The following is a 23,361-nucleotide window of genomic DNA, read 5'->3' as shown; positions in this document are numbered from 1 at the left end:
TTTATTTTAGAAATATCACATTATCCATAATTATTTTTATTATGATACTTCAATTGGAAAAATAGCAATGGGTATATTTTCAAGTGCTATTCTTCAGCTTTTTTAAAATGCTCTTTTCGCATATATTGTTGATTTCCCTTTAAATTTTGCCCGTTGATTTCCGCTTCGGGTACGCAGCGATCGCAGGGAGGGACGTGAGCCTCCTCGGCGCTTGCGCCTGTGGGGTCTCACGCTTCCCTCCATTCCCGCAGGAGTCAAGTACCCTCCGCTCCAATCAACTCAGATAACAAAACAAAAATTGCACTAAAAAGTTAGAAAAACTTAGTGTTTGCCAGTCCTTTCGGCAAATGCCTTAGCTTTTCTTATGCGGTATTGTAAACGCTACTATTATTTAAACTTCAAATCACTTTAGCACGTTAATAACTTAAACTTTCATATAGGCAAGAAACTTTACGAATACAGCCTAAAAAATAAAGCCTATTTCCTTAATAGGAAATAGACTCTTCAAGAATAGTGATTGCTTCCATTACACGATTCGGTGTGATTGGTCCAAGTGGCATGACATGGATTGATTCTTCTTGCACAGTTGATTTTTCGGCAATTCTTGCAATGACGTTTTTATCGATTTTGGCAACACCTAAATCGGTTAGCGATACTGGTAGTTTCAGCTTGCGATAAAAAGGGAGTAATTGCTGAATCTCATCCAACTTTTCTTCTAGAACAAGTTGAACTAAAATGCCATATGCAACTTTTTCCCCGTGTAAAGCGTGGTGAGTTTCCTTGATGACTGTTAGTCCATTATGAATGGAATGTGCACCTGCAATTCTTCCATAACGATCACCAAATCCTCCTACCATTCCCCCGAGTACGATAATCGTCTCAACTACTTTAATAAAATCATCATTTAATCTCCCTGCTTTGACAGCACTAATAGCTCCTTCTGAATGCTTAAGAAGTAAGTCCTTACACTGTCTCGCCGTATAAAAAGATATTTGCAGCGGAACCGGCTTATTTTCTAAACTCTCCATCTGCACATTTGCTTCATACCACTTTGCCAGCGTATCACCAATCCCTGCAATAAGCATATTTAATGGAGCAGCGAGTAATATTCTTGGCTCTACAAGCACAAGACTTGCACCAACTGGATAAATATCAAACCGTGAAAATCTCCCGAATTCGTCGTAAATTACACTTACTGGTGTCCACGGAGAACAATTGGATGCGAGCGTCGGAATAAGGATTGATGAGCGATTTGTTGCTTCACCAACAGATTTTACAAGATCAAGTACTTTTCCACCGCCAACCCCGATAATGGCGTCGAATGATTGATCATGAACCATTTTCGCAATGACAGCAATTTCTTCTAAAGAACATTCTCCACTATACGTATATTCTTCAGATGATACTTCAGTAAATTTCGGAAAAAATAGTTTAGCCGCTTTCCATGATTTTTGTCCGTGAACGATAAGAACCTTCTGAAGTTTTCGCGCTAATAGCTTTACCTCTAGCTGTTCTAATATTCCTTCTTGTAGAATATATTCACTCGGCGCTCCATGAACAGTAATTGTGTCCATTTTCAATCCTCATTTCTAAGCAATTACTTCTTCATCCATTCAGGCTTGCCAAAGCCTTTAAATTCTTCATCGATTACTTTTTCAAAGTCTGCTGATTCGATTACCTCTTGAATATCTTTAGCAAATTGAGCGTCCTTGTTTTCTGTTTTTACCGCTACGATATTGCGATATGGATCAAGCATATTCTCAAGTGTTAATGCACTAAGTAAATCCATTTTTGCAGCTAATGCAAAGTTACCAGGTACTGCAGCTAGATCTGCACTATCTACTGAGCGTGGAAGCTGACCTGCCTCAATCGGCTGGAATACGAGGTTATTCTTATTTTCAATAATATCCTTTTCAGAAACAGTCAGCGGATTTGCATTTTCATCCACTTTAATTAAGCCTTCATCTTGAAGAGTATTGAATGCACGAGCTCCATTTGTTGGATCATTTGGAATGGTTACTGTTGCTCCGTCTGCTATTTCATCTAAAGATTTAAATTTATTTGAATAAATACCCATTGGAGCAGTTGGAACAGCAATTAAGGCTGTTAAATCCATCTTATTTTCTTTCGCAAAATTTTCTAAGTAAATAGAGTGCTGGAATAGATTTGCTTGAATATCATCATTATTTAAAGCTTTATTCGGTTGAATATAGTCACTAAATTCTACTATTTCTACTTTATAGCCTTTTTTTTCAAGGCCTGGAATAATCGCTTTTTTCAACATATCACTGTATGGTCCAGCAGTGGCACCAAATTTAATATTCTTTGAATCTGAGCTTGTCTTATCACTGCTTGAAGAACTGCCACATGCAGCTAGTGCTCCTACCACAACTAATAAAATAATTGCAACAAACCATTTTTTCATTAATTTCTCCCACTTTCTTATTACTTTTTATCTTTTATCTACAACTTTGGCGATAAAATCACCGAAAAGTTGAATAAACTGAACTAAAACAATTAAGATGACAACCGTAGTAATCATGATTGTATCGTCATAGCGATAGTAGCCGAATCGAATGGCTAAATCACCAATTCCTCCGCCACCAACCGTTCCGGCCATCGCGGAAAACCCTATTAGACTTATTAGTGTTAAAGTGATACCTGAGATAATCCCAGATCTTGCTTCAAGCAGAAGCACATCCTTAATGATCATTCTTGGAGTAGCACCTGCAGCAATCGCGGCTTCAATGACCCCTTTATCAATTTCTCGTAAAGCTGATTCAACAATACGAGCAAAAAAAGGGATGGAAGCTACAGAAAGAGAAACACTTGCAGCTGTTGGGCCAATTGTTGTACCGACAATAAAACCGGTAATTGGAAGCAAAGCTACCAACAATATAATGAATGGGACAGAACGAATGAGATTAACGACAAAACCTAAACTATTTTTGATAATCCGATTTTCTAAAAATAAGCCTTTATCCGTAATGTATAAAAGAACGCCCATCGGCAATCCGATGATAATGGCGATAACTAATGAGATTGAAATCATATAAATCGTTTGAATGAACGCTTTATTAATATCTGGCACTAACTCCATTAAGTGAGCAAAATCAAATCCCATCTCGCAGCACCTCCACTTGCACGGCTCTCGTTTCAATATAATGAAGAGCCGCATCTACCTCTTCTTGCAGCCCTCTCAGCTCCATAATAAAAATTCCGAGCGGCATTTCTTGAATATATTCGATGGAACCATGAAGGAAATTGCCTTTTACATTATGTTTCTGGAGCATGTCTGAAATAACGCCTTCACCAGCGATTCCTCCTTTAAACATCACCTTCACTATCGGTCCCACACAATTCTTCAAGATAACTGCAGGTATTTCAAAGGAAACAACACTTGCAATAAACTCTTTCGTAAGCTCCTCCTTAGGGTTAGCGAAAATATCATACACTGCCCCTTCCTCGATCACCTTTCCACCCTGCATGATTGCCATTCGATTGCATATTTCCTTCACGACATCCATTTCATGTGTAATTAAAACAATCGTAATATTGAGCTCTTGATTTATTTTTTTTAATAAAGTTAAGATCGATTTTGTCGTTTTTGGATCTAGTGCAGATGTCGCTTCATCACATAATAGAACATTCGGATTGTTCGCAAGTGCTCTAGCGATTGCAACTCGCTGCTTTTGCCCCCCACTAAGTTGAGAAGGATAAACATCTTTTTTATCAGAAAGTCCAACCATTTCAAGTAATTCTTCAACTCTAGCTTTAATATTTTTTTTGGGAACATTTGCAGCTTTTAATGAAAAAGCAATATTATCAAATACTGTCTTTTGGCTAATTAAATAAAAATGTTGAAAGATCATGCCGATTTTTAATCGGGCTAAGCGCAGTTGCTCTCCTTTTAAAGACGTAAGATCGCTTCCGTCTATTACAATTTTTCCTGAAGTAGGTCTCTCTAATAAGTTAATACAGCGGAGCAACGAGCTTTTTCCAGCTCCTGAATAACCTACAATTCCATAGATTTCTCCTTTTTGAATCGTTAATGAAACATGATCCACTCCAATAATGGTGCCATTTTTCGTTTTATATTCTTTTGAAAGATTTTGAATGTCAATCATCGTTTTACCTCTTTTTTCTGCGATAAATAAGTATTCAGACATAGAAAAAGCCTCTTTCAACTGAAAGAGGCATCGAAACAAAGCTACATATTTCGACTTATCTTTCAGAATGAAACACATTCTGCAGGAATTGGCACCTTCCCATTAAAGGGGGTTGCCGGACGTCATAGGGCCTAGTCCCTCGGTCTCTCTGGATAAGTTACATGATTAAATTAATAACTATGATAATACAAACCTATTTCAAACTTGTCAATCATTTAAACCTTTATTCTTTCCTTGGAAGATGCTTTCATCCCAATTAAACCGCTACAATAATGGATTTTATAATTTTTTTTAATATTGTTTATCTGTTTATTATTTATTATATAAGTCAGTCCGTCTATCTTGGAAAACAGGTATTGTATTCCTTACACGCTCCACCTCTTCTAAATCAAGCTTTGCATAGTAAAGACCTTCCTCTGTTTGATTGCCTAAAAGAATCTCTCCCCAAGGAGCAATAACCATAGAATGCCCATTGAATTCATTATTTGGATTCGTACAAACAGGATTAACTGCAACAATATAACATTGATTCTCAATGGCACGAGCTTGTAAAAGTGTTTGCCAATGATCAATCCGCAGCTTCGGCCATTGGGCAGGAATAAACATAATTTTTGCCCCCTTTAATGTGTGGGTGCGAAACCATTCTGGAAAACGGAGCTCATAGCAAATGACCCCTCCACAAGTTATTCCATCTAATTCAAACAAGTTATCACTTTGTCCTGGCTGCAAAAATAAATGTTCATCCATTAATTTAAATAAATGGGCCTTATCATACTGTGCCGAGATTTTTCCACTTCGGTCCACAACATACATCGTGTTAAAAAAGCCAGCTTCTCTTTTCGTTGCTACCGAACCGCCGACGATATTGATTTGATATTCTTTCGCAAGCCATGATAACAATTGTTTTGTTTTCTCACCATTTTCATCCGCTAATGTCGCTAATTGTTCAAGCGCAAAGCCCGAATTCCACATTTCGGGAAAAATTACGGTATCCGCCTGAGCTTTTGCGGCTTCTTCGACATATTTTTCCACGGTTAAAAAATTTTTCTCTGGATCTGCAAATACGATATTCATTTGTACACAAGCAATTTTCATTTTGCTTCCCCCTAGACATTTTTAACTAAAGACTATAGAATTTTGAATTAATTCGCAATCAATATCATCTCGCTTAGATATCAATAATAGATTATTTTTTAGGAGTGCTGTGTTAATGAATGTTGTTGATTCTTGCCTTATGTGTATGTGTGAACGGGTTTTATTCGGTACGAATAACGTAGAGAACACGCGTGCTTATAAGGCGGTACATAGATCAACATTAACGTATAACAGAGCCTTTAGGAAAGGGGTTTATCATGGAATATTCAGAGCGTTTAAAAAAACTTCCCGTTCAATTTTTTGCAACTCTTGTTGAGAAAGTTAGCAAAGCTATCGAAGAGGGACGTGACATTATTAATTTGGGGCAAGGTAACCCTGATCAGCCCACACCTCCCCATATCGTTAAAGCATTACAAACGGCTGCCGAAGATCCGAAAACACATAAATATTCCCCATTTCGCGGGATTAGAGAATTAAAAGAAGCAGCAGCTGCATTTTATCAAAAACAATATGATGTTCAGATTGATCCCGCCACTGAAGTTGCCGTTTTATTTGGAACGAAAACTGGGCTTGTTGAGCTGCCAATGTGTTTGTTAAATGAAGGCGAGTTAATGCTGCTGCCCGATCCAGGCTATCCTGATTATTTATCAGGTGTTGTATTAGCAAATGTTCAGTATGAAACCTTCCCATTAAAAGCAGAAAATCATTTTTTACCAGACTATGAAGCGATTCCAACTGAGCAAAGAGAAGCAGCAAAGCTGATGTATCTTAACTATCCGAACAACCCGACAGGTGCTACTGCTGATCTTGCTTTTTTTGAAGATACAGTCGCTTTTGCAAAAGAGAATCAAATTGTCGTATTACATGATTTTGCCTATGGAGCGATCGGATTTGATGGCAAAAAACCTGTCAGTTTTCTCGAAGTTGAAGGGGCAAAAGAAGTAGGAATCGAAATGTATACGTTATCGAAGACATATAATATGGCTGGATGGCGAGTTGGATTTGCCGTAGGAAATCCAAAAATAATTGAAGCGCTCAACCTTATTCAAGATCATATGTATTGCAGCCTCTTTCCCGCCGTTCAAAAAGCAGCAGCTGTTGCGTTAACTGCTAACCAGCAATGTGTCGAAGAGCTTGTTTCCCGATATGAAAGTCGACGAAATGTGCTAATAGAGGAATGCCAAAAAATTGGCTGGAAGGTTGAAGCTCCGAAAGGTTCTTTTTTCGCATGGCTCCCAATTCCATCCGGTTTTACAAGTGAGACATTCTCTGATTACTTACTTGAAAAAGCGAACGTAGTAGTAGCTGCAGGTAAAGGATTTGGCGATTATGGAGAAGGATATATCCGTGTAGGCTTGTTAGTGGATGAAGGAAGAATTGTTGAAGCTGTAAAGCGAATCGGAGAGCTTAAGTTATTTTAGAAGAAAGCTTCTCATAGGTCATAGCCTATAAGAAGCTTTCTCATTTTAAGCAAGCTTCCCGCCGCTTTTACTGAATTTGATAATTCCCTCTGCTGCCCGGTACGCTAATGCCCCAAGAGTCCCTGTTGGATTGTAGCCGCTATTATGTGGAAACGAGGACGCTCCGACAACAAAGACATTATCTGCATCCCACATTTGTGAATACGTATTAACTGCTGATATTGTTGGATCAGTTCCCATTATAACACCACCGACATTATGGGTGGTTTGGTATGGTACAATATTATAATCGGCAAGCTTACCATAATTCTCGATAATATCAGCACCCATTTCCTTCATTACTTTATCGCTTTGCTCGTTTAAGTAGTCATTTAATTTCCGATCTTGCTCAGTAAAATTATAGGTCATTCTTAGCAATGGAACACCGTAGGCATCTTTGAATGTTGGATCCAAATCGAAATAATTGTTTCTATGTGGCATAGAAGCTCCTTCAAACCAAGAATCAATTGTCCGAGTAAAATATTTAATAGAATTCTGTTTAAACTCCTTCCCCCATAGCGGTGTTCCGGAGGGGACAGGATTTGTGCCAATTGGACGAGCCCCAGATTGAGTAACGACATAGGATCCTCCGTGAATAAAATCAAGATCACTATGATCGAAGTTGTCACCGTTAAAATCATCTACTACTGTACCAAGTGAACCAGCACCCATATAGGAATTAAATCTTTCCTTTTCAAAAAATCCAGTAGTACCTGGATTGAGCTGGTAGCAATAATTTTTGCCAATAACTCCTTTTCCTGTTTTTGGATCATATGGCTTTCCAAGCTTCGAAACAAGCAAAAGCTTGGCATTATTCAATACATAACTTGATAAGACAACAACATCTGCTGGCTGGATCATTTCCTCTCCAGACATTGTATCAATATATCTTACACCTGTCGCTTTCCCTCCACTATGCAAGATTTCAATAACATTTGCATGAGTTTTCAGCTCAAAATTTCCTGTTTTCGTAGCAGTTGGAATAACGGTCACAGTCGGATCTGATTTAGCCCCATATTCACAGCCAAAGCGTTCACAGAAAGCACAATATTGGCAGGCATTAAGCTTCTCTCCATCTGGATTCGTATATGCCTCGGATACGTTACCAGCTGGCATGGCAAATGGATGTAATCCTAGCTTTGTTGCTGCATCTCTAAATTTATTCGTCATCACTGTACTTTTCAATGGGGGAGTTGGGTAATCATTGCTGCGTTTTCCCCCTAGCGGATTTGGTTCACCTGAGATTCCACATGTTTTTTCAAATTTATCGTAGTATGGCTCTAGCTCATCATAGGTAATTCCCCAATCTTGGATTAAGTAATCATCTTTTATTTTTGATTTGCCATAGCGTTCAATTGTTTTAGTTTTAATCTCAAAATCATATGGGAGAAAGCGGAAAGTATGTCCATTCCAGTGAACGCCTGCCCCGCCAACACCTTGACCTAATAGAAATGAACCTAATTGCCTCATTGGCAATGCTCTTTGATCGAGTTTATTCCGAAACGTAATCGTCTCCTTCGAAACATCCTGCATTAAATCATAGCGGATTGCATATCTTAGTTCATCATGAATCATGGCGAAATTTTGCGTATTTCGGTTTCCTCCTCGCTCAAGACCAACAACTTTTAATCCGCTCTTCGTACATTCGGCTGCAATAATCCCCCCAGCCCAACCAACACCAACTGTTACGACATCCGTTTTTGGTAATGTTTTTGCCAAATTAACCTTCCTCTCTTACTAAAGAATGGTGTATTAACCCTTAACTAAATTGATTTCTTAACTTTTACTTTTATCACTACGGTATTTTTATGGCTGCTGTTTACTTTGAGATGGCATATGAGAATGAAGACTGCTTGGTTCAATGACAAGAAAATCCTTCGCCTCGATTTTATCCAAATAAGTCATTTGATTTCCTGGATACTCCTTCATTTTCCAGCCCCCCATATCGAGATTGCCACCATATAATGGGTCTGCATAAGCACCTTCTAGAACGGACATCCTCAGCAATTTAAAGAAATCATTTGAGGTTATCCCTTGCATGTCCACTTTTCCTGTATCAAAAGCAGTTAAAACTTCATCCTGCTCTTGATCAGTCAGCTCTGTAAACTTTTTCTTGTACTTCTCTTGACTATAGCTTTGAATTTTTGCAATTCCTTGGCTAAAAATTTCATTTCGTCTTAAATGGGACTGAAAGCCTTGTGTATCTAACCCTTTATAAAAAGGACCCATCATGTAATCCCTTGCATTATTGCCCCATGTCCCTGCTAATTGATGGTCAATATAATAAGGAACATCTAAATCAATAGCCCCAGGACCGAGATCATCGGCTGGAAAAATTCGTTCAGTTGCTTGTGATAGAACTTTAAAGTCCTCGGGATTGGAGAAATACATTAACGCTTGAGAATAGCGTTCTACTTGGCCATTCCCTACATTTCCACCTATTTTTGTCCCTGTATTCGGTTTTATAAATTGCTGTGTAATTAATCCTCCTAATATTCCACCACCGATTGCTCCTCCTGCTACATAGCTTCCTTTACGAATAAAGTCTCGACGGGACATTTGATCTTTTGAGTTTTGCTCACTCATTTCTCAATCACCACTTTCGTAATAAATACTTTAAAGTTATTCTTTTCCAGTCATTATAAAAATATACCAATATTAAAAGCCTCAACGGATATTGTCCATAGTAAAAAAAGAGCCTATTCTTCCATTTGAGGAATAAGCTCTTTTCTATACACTTAGATTTCCCTGTTAACTAAAAAAGTTTAAGAATTTGGAATGCTCCTCATCCTTAAACCTTTCTTTTTGATTTCACTATTAGTTATTTTTATTAAAATGCATTCGTGCTTTTAGTGCAATATCTTCCGGTGCTTTGTACGTAAGGGGCTCTTGATGAAGAGATTGGAAAAAGTTAATATCACTCGTATCAAGCATTCCGAACGTAAAACGCGGGATGAGGCGGGCATGAATAGACTGCTTCGATTCCTCATCTACTGATACATTTAGTGCCATATTAAAGCTTGCAAATCCTTGCTCTATTAATGAAGAGAAAACCCCTAACAGCCCTTCCGCAAAGTTCTCCCAATCTTGCTCTTCAATACTAGAGATGGAGTATTTTTGAGGAAAAATGGCCATGAAATCGTTTTGACCCTTTGGTGCATATGCATGCATCCAAGCGACATTTCCTCTTTCACCAATCCATCTTTCTCCTATCGTTTTTTCCGCATCATATAGGGCTAATAACAAGTCTCCTTCATAAGCCTTTTGCTTTTCCTCAATAAGCTTCTGATAGTTTGTTGCAGCGTCCGACGCAATAACCTGAATATGAGGATGAAGGATGCTCCCACCTGAATAAGGGAGATAATTCCAATTGATTGATGCGTAGCGAAATTCTGGGTCAGTCTCTATGATCTTTTGAATATAGTCTTGTGCTGCTAAAAAAGCGTCTTTTAACAACTCTACTGTAAATTCCTCTAAACGAATATAATGTTTGCCCGAAAAAATGACAACGCCATTATGCTTACTATATGGGAAAAGATTCGGAAAAACAGTCGCTTCCCCTTTAAAAATCCTGCCTTTCTCAGCAATTTCTTTTGGAAAATGAGGTGTCATTTTTAAGACATTTTCTGGACAAAACGGACACTTAGCCCCACCTGTTTCCTCCGCTATCTTCGTATAATCTGGTGCTTTGGGAGCCAGACCCCCATCAAACACAATTCGCGACGTCTCCCCTGTCACTGGGCAAATTCGAATCTCCGTTTTACGTTTAATCAAGTTTCCCTGATTATCGCTAAACTTAAACCATTCTTCCCTCTTCTGAAACTTTAATGTCATTATTCCTTCTCCCACCTTCCAACGTTAATATAGGTATTTATTCAATACTGAACATAAAATACCCTTTTCAGCCAGCTTAATCATAAAGAAAGTCAGTCTCCTCCAGTAAAGAATACTGAAGAAAACTGACTCTTCATTCATTAGTGATGTGTTAATGTTCGCTTCAAAAATTCCCTCGTTCGTTCCTGTGTTGGATGATTAAATATTTGTTCAGGTGTCCCTTCTTCAGCAATAACCCCTTTATCCATAAAGACAACCCGATCAGATACTTCCTTTGCAAAGCCCATTTCGTGCGTTACAATTAACATCGTTAACCCACTTTCAGCCAGCTCTGCCATGACCTTGAGCACTTCTCCTACCATTTCGGGATCAAGAGCTGAGGTTGGCTCATCAAACAACATAACATCTGGTTCCATCGAAAGGGCGCGAGCGATAGCAACTCGTTGTTTTTGACCGCCTGATAATTGCTTCGGCTTTGCATTCACATATTTCTCCATTCCGACAATCTTCAAATATTTCATCGCTACCTTTTCAGCCTCTTGTTTCGAACGCTTTAATACTTTTATTTGTCCAACAATACAATTGCTCAAAACATCATGATTATTAAATAAATTAAACTGTTGAAATACCATTCCTAGCTTTGTTCGATACTCATAAATATCATGCTTATCATCCAAAATGTTTTCGCCATGATAAATAATTTGACCGCCACTTGGTTTTTCTAATAGATTTATACAACGAAGAAGAGTAGATTTACCAGATCCTGATGAGCCGATAATGCATACAACCTCGCCTTTATTTACTGAAAAATCTATATCTTTTAATACTTCATGCGTTCCAAAGGATTTGCTTAAATGCTGAATATCGATTACTTTTTCCAATGTGCTCCTCCTTCTGCTAATCATACTTACCTTTGCACTTTTGACTAATGTTCTTTTCGCATATATTGTTGTTTTTGCATTTAAATTTTGCCCGTTGATTTCCGCTACGGGCGCTTGCTTTCCGCGGGGAGGGACGTGAGCCTCCTCGGCGCTTGCGCCTGTGGGGTCTCACGCTTCCCTCCATTCCCGAAGGACATTGAATAAACATCCTTGAATGAACATCGCACGAAGGAAATGCGAATGCATTTTCGAGGAGTCAAGTACCCTCCGCTCCAAACAACTCAGATAATTAAACAAAAATTGCACTAAAAACCAACAAACTTTACGAAAACAGCCTTCACTAAAAATCCATTGCAAAGTTAAAGAGACTTTTGTTCTTTCATGCTATAATTTTCTGGTCCATCTAATTTTCTTTCAAAATAACGTAAAATTAATGTCACACTAAATGTCATCACGAAGTACAAAATACACGCAACAAAGAATGGTTCAAAATATTTAAAGCTAATGCCTGCAACGGTCTTTGTTTGGAAATATAATTCCGTTACACCAATAACATTCAGCACAGATGTATCCTTTATATTAATAATAAACTGATTTCCTGTCGCAGGTAATATATTGCGGATAACTTGCGGCAATACGACATTCAGCATCGTTTGAACGTGATTCATTCCAATGGCTTGAGCCGCTTCAAATTGACCCTTATCAATCGAAATAACACCACCGCGAACGATTTCTGCCATGTATGCTCCAGTATTAATGGAGACAATCACGATTGCTGCAAACGTACGATCCATATCAATGCCAAAAGCTAAGGCAGAGCCATAATAAATAACCATTGCTTGCACAATCATCGGTGTTCCTCGGAAAAATTCGATATAAATAGATAAAATAGCATTAACCACTTTTAAAAATATTCGTTTTACTCTTCGTTCTGGCACGGGAATCGTACGAATCACTCCAGCCAATAAGCCGATAATGGCTCCAATAATTGTTCCTATAATCGCGACAAAAAGTGTCATCCCTGCTCCCCGAAGGAACATCGGCCAATTGTTTGCAACCATCGTTAAAATATACTCTAAACTCATACTTTCCCCCCTAAATAGAAATGCTGAAGCGCCTTGGGCAGCCCCGACAAGCATAAGACAAGCCGCTATGAAGGTTGTTCTTTAACCTTCTTAACGGATTGGCTTATGACCTCGAGGGGCTAGGCGCTGAAGCTAGACAAATAGAAATGCTGAAGCGCCTCGGACTCTGATTTAAATCTAAAAACCGACTGCCATTAGATGCAGCCGGTATCAATCTCATCATTATTCTGCTGCTGGTTGATTTTTTATTGCAGTGTCCATGATGGTTTGACGCTCTTCTTCAGAGATACCTGATAAGATTTCATTAATTTTCTCCGTTAATTCACTGCCTTTAATAAGTCCAACAGCAACTGCTGTATCTGCCTCATCTGCTTTAAAGCCATCAGCAAATTCAATCATGGTAAAATTTTGATTAGCTGAAGATGCACTAATTCCTTCAGGACGCTCTGACACATATCCATCAATCATTCCTGATTCAAGTGCTACACGCATGGCAGGGAAATTATCCATAGCAGGCTGTTTCTTTACACCTTCTATTTGATCGATAACTGCATAGTGAGAGGTATTTAACTGTCCGGTTACTTTTGCACCATTGAAGTCTTGGATAGAGGTTGCACCTTCATAAGGTCCACCTTTTTTTACAACCATAACAAAATGAGAAGTGTAATAGTTCTCTGAGAAATCAATTGTTTGTTTACGCTCATCTGTTGGTGACATCCCTGCAATAATGGCATCAATTTTCCCTGAAGTTAATGCAGGTACAAGGCCGTCCCATTCCGTTTTCACGATCACTAATTCTTTTCCTAATCCTTCAGCAATTTTCTTTGCTATCTCTACATCATAACCGCCGGCATATTCAGCATTGCCATCAATTTTCACTCCGCCATTTGAATCATTCATTTGGGTCCAGTTAAAAGGTGCATATCCAGCTTCCATTCCAACCTTAAAAGTATCTTTCTCTGTCTCTCCGCTTCCTGATGTTTTTTCTGATTTGCTTGTACCACATCCAGCTAATAGCAGAATCATAGATAATGATAATGTTAATAAAATTGATAGTTTTTGTCTCATTACGAATTCTCCCCTTTAAATATGTTAATTAAATATATTTTTCCACTCAATAAGGTATGACAACCACTTGTCATATAAGTAGAATGATGGACCTAAGCAAGCTTAGAAAATCAGGGCAAACATGCACGAAATTAATATTATATTCCGGCAATTTACAAAATAAAAAGAGACCTGAGGTAAACTCAGGTCTCGAAATATATAGATGCCCAGAAGTCCTCAACTTTCCCTCCATGAGATAGCACAACTCAATAAACCGGGAAGTTTATTGAGACAGTCCTGCAATTATTCACTGCAGACCCAGCAAGCAATACTGAGAATATTACAAGCTTCGGCGATATTTCCTTCTCTAACGTATCAAAGCTTCTCAAGCTCCACGAAAGACTGTTAAATACCGCGCCTCTACCTCACTAGTAAAAAGTGAGGTCTTATTAAATTGTTACATGTAGTCTACAACAACAAAAAATATCTGTCAACCTCACAAACATGAAGAAGGACAATCAAATAAAATGAAACATCCTGACAACAATAAGCTTAAAGCAAGGAAACTTATTTAATTAAAAAGTCACGAGCACCATCAATATAAATAATATGGCAATATAATTTACAGAATAAAGAAACATCCACCTTGCCCATTTTTCATCATCTTTTGCAAAAAATCCATTTATACTTAGAACAATCCAACCTACATTTAACAAAGTGGCAATGACAAGAAAAGTTGTACCGAGTACTCCTATGAAAAATGGCAACGGAAGCAAACAAGCGACATATACTAAAATTTGCCGTTTTGTCATCTCAAAACCATAGACGACAGGAAGCATCGCTACACCTGCAGCCTTGTATTCATCATGCTTTCTAATGGCAATTGCAAACGTATGGGGCATTTGAAAAATAAATAAAATCATAAATAGCACGATTGGCACTAATTGAAAACCACTGGTAATCGCGGTCCATCCAATTAAAGGTGAAACTGCGCCTGAAACACTACCAATGACCGTGTTAAGTGTATACTTGCGTTTTGACCACATCGTATATAGCACAACATATGTGAACCAACCTATGAAAGCGTATACAGTTGCTTCAATCGTCGTAAAAAAAAGGAAAATAAACCCAAGGATTGATAAAGAAAACCCTAATATTAATACCGTCCTCAAAGATATATGACCTGTTACAGTTGGACGGTTTTTCGTCCTATCCATAATTGTGTCAATATCAACATCATACCAATTGTTAATAACTAGTGCCCCTGCCATAACAAACGTACTTCCTAGCATCGTCAGAAAAAAAAGAGCCCAGTGTGCACTAAAAGATACACCAGTAAAATAAAGAGCCAACCAAAAGCCAGTAAAAACAGGCAGTACATTTGCAATTAAAACATTTAGTTTTAATAATGACTTCAAATCTGTAACTAAGCTTGGCATACTATGCTCGCTTACACTTACAGCTTTGCCAGCATTATGTGATGAAACCATTCCTTCTTTGTTCATCAAATATCTCCCCCAAAAAAGTGGTCGGGAAAATTCATTTATCTAAAAACCATTTAGTCATTTTCCACACTCTATATAATATTAACATAATTTATTATTAAACTCTTCTTTTGTCACTTAAAAGGAAGCAAGTTTCAAAAACATACATGAAGAATATATTAATGAATGAAAGATATTTATTAGAAAAGGGTGTATGTGTACGATGACCTCAAATTTTAAAGAAATACAAATCCAGCAAGTTTCCGGCGGAGTCGTTAATTTTGGTAATTCTTTATCCATTTCTCCAAAATCAGCTATAAAAGAACCATCTGGAGGGGGCTCAAGAAATTTTGGGGCTTGCATCGTCACGTCAACAGGATTTTCATGTACAAATTTTGTTGACCCTGATGGTGTGGACCAAAAGATTAATAATGGATTTGACAAGGAGAGCATACTATCATAATAACAAAATGAAGAAGCCAATATGAGATTTGGAAAGCTCATATTGGCTTCTCTATTTCAGATATATTACTTTGATATGTGAACGGTAAAATCAGCTAGCAATCTAGCACCAAAGCCTGTTGCTGATTTTGGATAATAGCCCGTCTCAGGACTTTGCATGACTCCAGCCATATCGACATGCAGCCATCTACATGATTTTGGTACAAAGCGACGAAGGAATAATCCAGCTGTAATAGACCCTGCTTCACCTCTAGAACTAATATTGTTAAAGTCGGCATAATCACTATTTAAATATGTTTCATATTCATCGACTAATGGCATTGGCCAAATAAAATCTCCGTTTTCTTTGCCAATTCGCTTCATTTCGGATGATAGCTGCTCATCTCCAAACACACCCGCTATTTTCGAACCAAGGGCATTCACGATCGCTCCTGTCAAAGTTGCAATATCAACAACATACTGCGCTTTCAAATCCCCTGCGCGAATTAATGCATCAGCCAAAATAAGACGCCCTTCTGCATCTGTGTTTCCTACTTGTACCGTATGCCCGTTTTTATAACGGATAATTTCACTTGGAAGTACGGACGTATTATCAGGGGAATTTTCTACAATTGGAATTAATGCGATAACATTTACCTTCGCCTGTGCTGCTGCTAATAGCTTCATCGCGCCAGCAACTGCAGCTGCTCCCCCCATATCCATACGCATGGTACTTAAATCCATCCCGCTTTTTAAGCTAATTCCACCTGTATCGAATGTAACGCCCTTTCCAACAAGTGCCACAAGCGGCTTTGAGCTGTCTCCACTATAGATAAGTTCAACAAACGAAGGCTTATATTTACTGCCACGTCCGACAGTCAATACCCCGTTCATCTCCATTTCTTCAAGCTTTTCTTTAGAAAACACATGGACTTTAACATTTGTATGAGCAAATTCTTCTTGTAAAACAGTTGGAAATGTTTCTGGATTTAATACATTTGGCACTTCATTCATTAAATCGCGCGAAAAAGCAGTCGCTTCCGCACGAATTTTCCCCATTTTAATGAATGGCTTTACATCCCCTTCTCCAAGAACTTGCAATTCCGTCCGAAAAGCAGATTTCTTTGATTTATACGTGAGAAACTTATAGGCACCTAAATGCCAACCCTCTACAAAAGCCGTTACGATTCCACCATTGTGCAGTTTTGGAAAGGCTGCCTTCAATCCTTCAGCTTGAATGATAGCTATGTCCACTTTCCGTCCGCTTAGCTCACGCGCAACCGTACCTGCCACCATGCGAATTTTTTCATAAGTTTGCTTATCTTCCTTCATTTCTTTCAAAACAACTAATAATTTTTCCCCAAGAAACAAAGATGTAAAATCCGCCGTACCATTTTCAACAAATTGCTTGATTGATGGATTCGCTTGAATATGTGAATCACTGGCAAATAAGATCGTCGCTTGAATTGACATAATCCATCCCCTCCCCTATTAAATACTTTCCACCTCTTATTTCGACATCCGAAATAATTATTCCTCTAACCTTCTATTTACTTCCTCACAAAAAACTTCTCGCGGCTTCTTCCTTGACATGTTTATCCTTTGAAAGCTCAGGATGTGCATTTCTTAGGACAGATGGTCTCGCAAGAATAAGCACGACAATAATAAGGAGGCTTGCCGACAATAACAAAATGAACTGGGCTGGAAAAACATCATAGAGGAATCCGTAAATCACCATTCCCAATGGCATAAGCGCAATAGACATCGTTTCCAGAATAGAAAAAACCCGACCTTTATAATCATCATCAATTCGCTTCTGCAACATGACTTGAATGGGGGTATTTACAATCATCATCAAACCGCCGAAACCAAACATTATGATTACATAATAAGCAAACATAAAGCTATAAGGCAGCGCAATCCATAGAGGAAAACCAATCGCCCCCATAAAAATTCCCATTCCAATAATTCCTCGCTTCGAAACGAGTAAAGGATATTTAACTTCTTTTCGTGTGGAGAAATAAATTGATAATAATAACATTCCTATTGCGAAGGCACCTTCAGTGATTCCGAAATGAGTAGGATCCATTTTCATTTTCTCAATGAGGATGAACGAATAACCTACTTGATAGGCACCGAACAAGAAATTTATTAGTAAGGCAATCCAAATAATTGCCATCAATACTTGCTGAAATTTCAAATAATTCAGTCCCGCTTTCATGCTTTGCCACATTGATTCTTTTTGTTCTCCTTCAACCTTCTCTTTCCGATTGGCAAAGAGATTAAAATTCATCGTTGATTCAAGAATAATCGCAATACTTGATGCAAACATGTAAATAATCAGGAATACTGGCATGGATACTGTTCCATATAATAAGCCCCCAACTGCAGGACTCCCGATTGAAGCAAAGGAAATCGACATTTGATTCAATGACATTGCTTTCTGGATTCTCTCTTTATCTACAAGTCCACTAATGGACGATGTAAACGCTACCCCAGAAAAGGTTGATGTTAGCGATAAAACACATGTTGTCGTATAAATGGCTATCAGTGATAAACCATAATTAAGACTTACAATCAGAAGTCCACCAATGGCAATGGTTGTTCCGACTTGAGCAAAAATGACGATTTTCTTCCTTGAATAATTATCTGCAACATATCCAGCAAACGGAGCAGCAAGCGCCCGCGGCAAAATTCCACAAATAAGGTTTGCTGCAAAATTCGTTGCAGAGCCTGTCATTTGTAAAATATAAAAACTAATCGCAAACGAATACACTTGCGCACCAAAAGATGAAATTAGTTTACTAATTGTAAACGTCCATAAATGATAGGTCGCCCTTTTTAGCTTCAATGCCTCTTCCACTTCAACACACCCTTTAGGAAAGTTTAATTTAATTAAACAAATCATAGCATGTTAAGCACTTCCATTTCAAGAAAAAGTTTAATATAATTAAACTAACCATAAAAACTAGGAGCGTGTCTATTGGAAATGCTAGGTGAACGAATACGAAAATTAAGAAAACAGAAAAAAATGACACTAGAAGCTCTTGCAGGAAAAGAACTGACAAAAGGCATGCTCAGCCTAATTGAAAATAACAAGGCCAAGCCTTCAATGGACAGTCTAGCTTATATTGCCCAGCAACTAGATGTAGAAATGTCTGAGTTATTAGAGGATGTTAGCTCACAGGAATTAAGAGATATTCTGGAGGAAGCTGAAAAATTATACAATTCAGAGACTGATATGAAAAAAACGAATACGAAGCAAATAATCAAACTGATTGATCCGTATCTTGCAAACTTAACAGGAGGGTATGAATCAGCACGATTATTAGACATTTACTTTCGTTGTCTTTATGAGGAAAAAAATGAAAATTGGCGAGATTTTGCGAATAAAGCGGCAAACCTTTACGAGCAGCTGAATATAACATCAAAACGCGCTAAAATTGGGATCTTTCGTACACATGAGAAATTTATCGAGCATGACTATGAACAATCCCTCCAAATCTTCTTAAGTGAACGTGCTAAAATTGAGGCGAATGAAGCATATATTGACCCAATGACAAAGCTTGATCTAGATTATCATGAAGCGATCTTTCATTTTGCTGTCGGCGATACAAATTCTGCAACTCGTGTAATGGAAAATGCCATCGATTTTTCAAAGAAGCATCGAATTTTTTATTTAATTGATGATCTCTATCGAATTGCTGCTGCCCATGCAATGATGGAAAAGGATAAAGTTAAAAATAAGTACTATTTAAAAAAGTTAAAGCAATATGGAGAATTTGCTGATGACACTCATTCTTTTTTATTTTATCACCTTATGGAAATAGAGAACTTGATTGCTGATGAGCAAGATTACAAAAAAGCGCTCAAAACCATTGAGCAGTTTTTAGCCGATTCAAAAGTGACTGATAGTTACAAACCTCATTTCTATCTTGAAAAAGGGAAGGCATTGTATGGTCTTAAGCTTTTTGAAGAAGCACTCGAATGGCTTGAAAAGATTAACATCCCAACAAGTTTACATCATCCATTCGATCTATCGCTCTTTTATGTAATGGACTCATACAAGGCACTTTGTTATGATGAATTGAACAATTGGAATAAAGCATATGAGTTTGCAAAAAAGGCTGTAGAAAATTTGGCACCCTTTCCGCAAACACACATCAAAGATTTTGTGACAAAAACTTTTGAGAGTATTAAAGCAAATAGAAATGAAACGAAGCAGGTAGAGGAATAAATGCCTTTCTCTACCTGCTTTATTTTTGTACCCTAATCGCAGCGCCCCGCCTCGGATTTCCCGCCATTTGTTCAATCCATGCACTCATGAAGAGTGCGACATTTCTTCGCAGTTGATCAAGCGAATGTGGAAGAAATTTCAATCCACGCACTCATGAAGAGTGCGACCAAAATCATTTTATCGTATGTTTCAAAACATTGATTTCAATCCACGCACTCATGAAGAGTGCGACGACATATAAATGTTGTACAATTAACATTTATATAAATTTCAATCCACACACTCATGAAGAGTGCGACCATGTTGCAATATATGCTCCTGAATAAAACCACTCATTTCAATCCACGCACTCATGAAGAGTGCGACATTTTTTATGCCTTTATCCGCAGGCATTAAAGAACGATTTCAATCCACGCACTCATGAAGAGTGCGACAAATATGACTGTTGCAGAAGCAGCACAGCGTTGATTTCAATCCACGCACTCATGAAGAGTGCGACAGTGTTAGTTTGGTTTCATTAGAATAAGATTTATATTTCAATCCACGCACTCATGAAGAGTGCGACTCGCTGACCGATATGACACAATGGGATTGTTCGAGTATATTTCAATCCACGCACTCATGAAGAGTGCGACGCGAGGCATCCCCGTACTCACGCGCAGCAATTTTCATTTCAATCCACGCACTCATGAAGAGTGCGACGCCGAGGTAATTGGACAAATCGAAATTTCCCAAATTTCAATCCACGCACTCATGAAGAGTGCGACAATGTATTGTGCCTTTTTTTGTTCAACTTTCTCAATTTCAATCCACGCACTCATGAAGAGTGCGACAAGTTCCCACGCACGTAGATAATCAACGCATGATTATTTCAATCCACGCACTCATGAAGAGTGCGACGTATTCATGCCACCATTTAGTATCAGTTCGTGCGGGATTTCAATCCACGCACTCATGAAGAGTGCGACATGAAAAATATAAAAAGCCTGGTTTCTTTTATCATTTCAATCCACGCACTCATGAAGAGTGCGACCTATTGGCTTTATAGAGTGGTTTCTTGATGTCATATTTCAATCCACGCACTCATGAAGAGTGCGACAATCGTATACTTTTTAATTAAAAAGCTCATAATTTATTTCAATCCACGCACTCATGAAGAGTGCGACGTGATGTAATTATTAGTATTTTTTGTTACATGAGTTATTTCAATCCACGCACTCATGAAGAGTGCGACAAAATCTTACGAGTGTGAGCAATAGTATTTTAAATATTTCAATCCACGCACTCATGAAGAGTGCGACCTTTAACCTATAAGCATCGAAAAAATAGGAAATTATTTCAATCCACGCACTCATGAAGAGTGCGACTACAATAAGTTGCTAGACTTTTCACGCCAGCAAGATTTCAATCCACGCACTCATGAAGAGTGCGACGAGCTGCCACATTCAAGCGAGTTAATAGAGTTAGCAGATTTCAATCCACGCACTCATGAAGAGTGCGACTGTTAGCGACCATTACTGTGGAGGACAGCGACGGATTTCAATCCACGCACTCATGAAGAGTGCGACCGTTGAAGAGTACGAAGTACTTACAGAAGAAACTAATTTCAATCCACGCACTCATGAAGAGTGCGACGTTGCTGGACGTAGAAATATAAGCGATGTTCCATCATTTCAATCCACGCACTCATGAAGAGTGCGACTTACAGATCTAGCTTTGGGAGCTAACACAATTGGCATTTCAATCCACGCACTCATGAAGAGTGCGACTTTGACAACACTTCTCGTAATTCAAGACCAGCTCATTTCAATCCACGCACTCATGAAGAGTGCGACCTGCCGCTACTAAGTCACCTTGATTAATTGTTGCATTTCAATCCACGCACTCATGAAGAGTGCGACTTACTATCGCGCTGCTCTCGAACAAACAACAGATATTTCAATCCACGCACTCATGAAGAGTGCGACTGGAGTTATTCAAAATCATTGGCCGCAAATATCTATTTCAATCCACGCACTCATGAAGAGTGCGACGGTGGAGACCTGGCTCACCTGTAAAAGATATGGATGATTTCAATCCACGCACTCATGAAGAGTGCGACAGGCTAATTTGCAAAGTTGGGCTGATGACTTTAGATTTCAATCCACGCACTCATGAAGAGTGCGACCGTTTCACACTACAAATGGTTTAGATGACGAAGAGATTTCAATCCACGCACTCATGAAGAGTGCGACTCTAACTGGAGATGCAGGGACACAAACTGAAAATATTTCAATCCACGCACTCATGAAGAGTGCGACCTAGTTCAATTTCCTGGACTTCTAGTTTAGCGTATTTCAATCCACGCACTCATGAAGAGTGCGACCCTTTGTAGGTAACGCCAACATTTTTGCTCTGAATATTTCAATCCACGCACTCATGAAGAGTGCGACTTTTTCTTCGATCATTCTATAAAAATCACAATCTTATTTCAATCCACGCACTCATGAAGAGTGCGACTAAAAGAAAAACACGTCTTACAATCGCCGTTAAATTTCAATCCACGCACTCATGAAGAGTGCGACTTAATAGACGCAATTATTTCTTTGATAATACCCTCTATTTCAATCCACGCACTCATGAAGAGTGCGACGTAAATGGGATATCATGTCAAGCTAATAAAAAAAGTATTTCAATCCACGCACTCATGAAGAGTGCGACGTCGATATTTGTTTGGGTAATTAAACCGACATAAATTTCAATCCACGCACTCATGAAGAGTGCGACTATATTGGATTGAGATCAGGTGTAGTGGTTACAAAATTTCAATCCACGCACTCATGAAGAGTGCGACGCTGATTTAATTTCTACCATGACAATTCATCTGATATTTCAATCCACGCACTCATGAAGAGTGCGACCATATGGTTTAAAAGAGCTCGCTGATGTAGGAAGTATTTCAATCCACGCACTCATGAAGAGTGCGACACTATTCTACCCATCGCCCAGGGCATACAACAAATTTCAATCCACGCACTCATGAAGAGTGCGACGACGAGCATGTATCCTGGCTTATTCGCAAATCTATATTTCAATCCACGCACTCATGAAGAGTGCGACTCGTAATATGATAGCCTTTGGTATCCAAGCAGAATTTCAATCCACGCACTCATGAAGAGTGCGACTTGTAGCTAATGTACAAGGAATCACAAACCCTACGATTATTTCAATCCACGCACTCATGAAGAGTGCGACATAAAGAGACTGGAATGCGTGATGTATACCTTGCTATTTCAATCCACGCACTCATGAAGAGTGCGACGTTCTAACGGATTGTAAAGGGAATTCTGTGATTGCTATTTCAATCCACGCACTCATGAAGAGTGCGACTTTTTAAACTATTAAACTGTTTGTATTTTACTAATTTCAATCCACGCACTCATGAAGAGTGCGACCAAAGTACATTATAAAATCGTTTCTCAATGTTGATATTTCAATCCACGCACTCATGAAGAGTGCGACGAATTGGAAGCTGAACAGCAAAGTGCGGATGTTATTTCAATCCACGCACTCATGAAGAGTGCGACAAATTCAACATTTTATTTAAAGCAACAAGAAATTATTTCAATCCACGCACTCATGAAGAGTG

Annotated in this window: 17 protein-coding genes, 1 CRISPR repeat array and 2 riboswitches (1 of these 20 only partly in view); of the genes, 3 read left to right on the top strand and 14 right to left on the bottom strand. The window is 38.5% G+C overall.

Features of this window, described 5'->3' with window-relative positions:
* Positions 1–485: 485 nt before the first annotated feature.
* From KDN24_RS05200 to KDN24_RS05180, 5 genes are all read right to left on the bottom strand, one after another.
* The gene (locus KDN24_RS05200; protein WP_409971286.1) at positions 486–1,574 is read right to left on the bottom strand and encodes an iron-containing alcohol dehydrogenase family protein; all 1,089 of its coding nucleotides are present in this window, start codon (positions 1,572–1,574) and stop codon (positions 486–488) included.
* 23 nt (positions 1,575–1,597) lie between these two features.
* A complete protein-coding gene (locus tag KDN24_RS05195) occupies positions 1,598–2,425 on the bottom strand; it encodes a MetQ/NlpA family ABC transporter substrate-binding protein (RefSeq protein ID WP_409971285.1) in 828 nt (275 codons plus the stop codon).
* A gap of 27 nt (positions 2,426–2,452) precedes the next feature.
* Positions 2,453–3,124 (bottom strand): methionine ABC transporter permease, encoded by a 672-nt coding sequence (locus KDN24_RS05190; RefSeq protein ID WP_409971284.1) that lies wholly within the window; start codon positions 3,122–3,124, stop codon positions 2,453–2,455.
* Complete coding sequence (locus KDN24_RS05185) at positions 3,114–4,127, bottom strand: methionine ABC transporter ATP-binding protein (RefSeq protein ID WP_409971319.1); 1,014 nt, start codon at positions 4,125–4,127, stop codon at positions 3,114–3,116. Before KDN24_RS05185 ends, KDN24_RS05190 begins: the two co-directional genes overlap by 11 nt.
* Positions 4,128–4,221: 94 nt before the next feature.
* Positions 4,222–4,328, bottom strand: a riboswitch (SAM riboswitch).
* A 153-nt stretch (positions 4,329–4,481) separates the two neighbouring features.
* Positions 4,482–5,264: a carbon-nitrogen family hydrolase gene (locus KDN24_RS05180; protein WP_491348329.1), complete on the bottom strand. Its 783-nt coding sequence runs from the start codon at positions 5,262–5,264 to the stop codon at positions 4,482–4,484.
* 257 nt (positions 5,265–5,521) lie between these two features.
* On the opposite strand from KDN24_RS05180, the gene KDN24_RS05175 reads away from it, so the two are divergent.
* A complete protein-coding gene (locus KDN24_RS05175; protein ID WP_409971281.1) occupies positions 5,522–6,685 on the top strand; it encodes a pyridoxal phosphate-dependent aminotransferase in 1,164 nt (387 codons plus the stop codon).
* 45 nt (positions 6,686–6,730) lie between these two features.
* Here the strand turns inward: KDN24_RS05175 and KDN24_RS05170 are convergent, their stop codons facing one another.
* From KDN24_RS05170 to cyoE, 7 genes are all read right to left on the bottom strand, one after another.
* Complete coding sequence (locus KDN24_RS05170; protein WP_409971280.1) at positions 6,731–8,443, bottom strand: GMC family oxidoreductase; 1,713 nt, start codon at positions 8,441–8,443, stop codon at positions 6,731–6,733.
* An 87-nt stretch (positions 8,444–8,530) separates the two neighbouring features.
* The gene (locus tag KDN24_RS05165) at positions 8,531–9,310 is read right to left on the bottom strand and encodes a gluconate 2-dehydrogenase subunit 3 family protein (RefSeq protein WP_409971279.1); all 780 of its coding nucleotides are present in this window, start codon (positions 9,308–9,310) and stop codon (positions 8,531–8,533) included.
* Positions 9,311–9,541: 231 nt separating this feature from the next.
* Positions 9,542–10,558 carry a hypothetical protein gene (locus KDN24_RS05160; RefSeq protein ID WP_409971278.1) on the bottom strand — a complete coding sequence of 339 codons (1,017 nt, stop codon included), beginning with the start codon at positions 10,556–10,558 and terminating at the stop codon, positions 9,542–9,544.
* A gap of 140 nt (positions 10,559–10,698) precedes the next feature.
* Complete coding sequence (locus KDN24_RS05155; protein ID WP_409971277.1) at positions 10,699–11,439, bottom strand: amino acid ABC transporter ATP-binding protein; 741 nt, start codon at positions 11,437–11,439, stop codon at positions 10,699–10,701.
* 359 nt (positions 11,440–11,798) lie between these two features.
* Positions 11,799–12,524: an amino acid ABC transporter permease gene (locus KDN24_RS05150; RefSeq protein WP_409971276.1), complete on the bottom strand. Its 726-nt coding sequence runs from the start codon at positions 12,522–12,524 to the stop codon at positions 11,799–11,801.
* 222 nt (positions 12,525–12,746) lie between these two features.
* A complete protein-coding gene (locus KDN24_RS05145; RefSeq protein ID WP_409971275.1) occupies positions 12,747–13,592 on the bottom strand; it encodes a transporter substrate-binding domain-containing protein in 846 nt (281 codons plus the stop codon).
* Between the two features lie 228 nt (positions 13,593–13,820).
* A riboswitch (Lysine riboswitch) is annotated at positions 13,821–14,002 on the bottom strand.
* A gap of 144 nt (positions 14,003–14,146) precedes the next feature.
* Positions 14,147–15,076 (bottom strand): heme o synthase, encoded by a 930-nt coding sequence (gene cyoE / locus KDN24_RS05140; RefSeq protein ID WP_409971274.1) that lies wholly within the window; start codon positions 15,074–15,076, stop codon positions 14,147–14,149.
* Positions 15,077–15,278: 202 nt separating this feature from the next.
* Between cyoE and KDN24_RS05135 the strand changes: the two genes are divergently transcribed.
* Positions 15,279–15,518, top strand: coding sequence for a spore germination protein (locus tag KDN24_RS05135; RefSeq protein ID WP_491348328.1), 240 nt, complete (start codon positions 15,279–15,281; stop codon positions 15,516–15,518).
* A 65-nt stretch (positions 15,519–15,583) separates the two neighbouring features.
* Here KDN24_RS05135 and KDN24_RS05130 read toward each other — a convergent pair whose 3' ends face one another.
* Both KDN24_RS05130 and KDN24_RS05125 read right to left on the bottom strand, forming a co-directional pair.
* Positions 15,584–16,969 carry a leucyl aminopeptidase family protein gene (locus KDN24_RS05130; RefSeq protein WP_409971272.1) on the bottom strand — a complete coding sequence of 462 codons (1,386 nt, stop codon included), beginning with the start codon at positions 16,967–16,969 and terminating at the stop codon, positions 15,584–15,586.
* Between the two features lie 85 nt (positions 16,970–17,054).
* Entirely contained in the window at positions 17,055–18,359 is a 1,305-nt protein-coding gene (locus KDN24_RS05125) for an MFS transporter (RefSeq protein WP_409971271.1), read from the bottom strand.
* A gap of 126 nt (positions 18,360–18,485) precedes the next feature.
* On the opposite strand from KDN24_RS05125, the gene KDN24_RS05120 reads away from it, so the two are divergent.
* Entirely contained in the window at positions 18,486–19,733 is a 1,248-nt protein-coding gene (locus KDN24_RS05120) for a helix-turn-helix domain-containing protein (protein WP_409971318.1), read from the top strand.
* A gap of 68 nt (positions 19,734–19,801) precedes the next feature.
* A CRISPR array of direct repeats spans positions 19,802–23,361; the repeat unit is 32 nt; unit sequence ATTTCAATCCACGCACTCATGAAGAGTGCGAC; it runs 1,470 nt beyond the window's last position.

Origin of the sequence: Cytobacillus sp. Bva_UNVM-123, from assembly GCF_046351715.2 — a bacterium.
GTDB lineage: Bacteria > Bacillota > Bacilli > Bacillales > Cytobacillaceae > Cytobacillus.
Note: the sequence above shows the minus strand (reverse complement) of the source record. Positions and strands in the feature narration are given on the sequence as shown.

What these genes read in the sequence shown, in the direction of transcription:
- KDN24_RS05185 (WP_409971319.1), bottom strand. Translation starts at nt 4,127, where the DNA reads ATGATTGACATTCAAAATCTTTCAAAAGAATATAAAACGAAAAATGGC.
- KDN24_RS05160 (WP_409971278.1), bottom strand. Translation starts at nt 10,558, where the DNA reads ATGACATTAAAGTTTCAGAAGAGGGAAGAATGGTTTAAGTTTAGCGAT.
- cyoE (WP_409971274.1), bottom strand. Translation starts at nt 15,076, where the DNA reads ATGAACAAAGAAGGAATGGTTTCATCACATAATGCTGGCAAAGCTGTA.
- KDN24_RS05180 (WP_491348329.1), bottom strand. Translation starts at nt 5,264, where the DNA reads ATGAAAATTGCTTGTGTACAAATGAATATCGTATTTGCAGATCCAGAG.
- KDN24_RS05195 (WP_409971285.1), bottom strand. Translation starts at nt 2,425, where the DNA reads ATGAAAAAATGGTTTGTTGCAATTATTTTATTAGTTGTGGTAGGAGCA.
- KDN24_RS05200 (WP_409971286.1), bottom strand. Translation starts at nt 1,574, where the DNA reads ATGGACACAATTACTGTTCATGGAGCGCCGAGTGAATATATTCTACAA.
- KDN24_RS05145 (WP_409971275.1), bottom strand. Translation starts at nt 13,592, where the DNA reads ATGAGACAAAAACTATCAATTTTATTAACATTATCATTATCTATGATT.
- KDN24_RS05165 (WP_409971279.1), bottom strand. Translation starts at nt 9,310, where the DNA reads ATGAGTGAGCAAAACTCAAAAGATCAAATGTCCCGTCGAGACTTTATT.
- KDN24_RS05120 (WP_409971318.1), top strand. Translation starts at nt 18,486, where the DNA reads ATGCTAGGTGAACGAATACGAAAATTAAGAAAACAGAAAAAAATGACA.
- KDN24_RS05130 (WP_409971272.1), bottom strand. Translation starts at nt 16,969, where the DNA reads ATGTCAATTCAAGCGACGATCTTATTTGCCAGTGATTCACATATTCAA.
- KDN24_RS05135 (WP_491348328.1), top strand. Translation starts at nt 15,279, where the DNA reads ATGACCTCAAATTTTAAAGAAATACAAATCCAGCAAGTTTCCGGCGGA.
- KDN24_RS05190 (WP_409971284.1), bottom strand. Translation starts at nt 3,124, where the DNA reads ATGGGATTTGATTTTGCTCACTTAATGGAGTTAGTGCCAGATATTAAT.
- KDN24_RS05175 (WP_409971281.1), top strand. Translation starts at nt 5,522, where the DNA reads ATGGAATATTCAGAGCGTTTAAAAAAACTTCCCGTTCAATTTTTTGCA.
- KDN24_RS05150 (WP_409971276.1), bottom strand. Translation starts at nt 12,524, where the DNA reads ATGAGTTTAGAGTATATTTTAACGATGGTTGCAAACAATTGGCCGATG.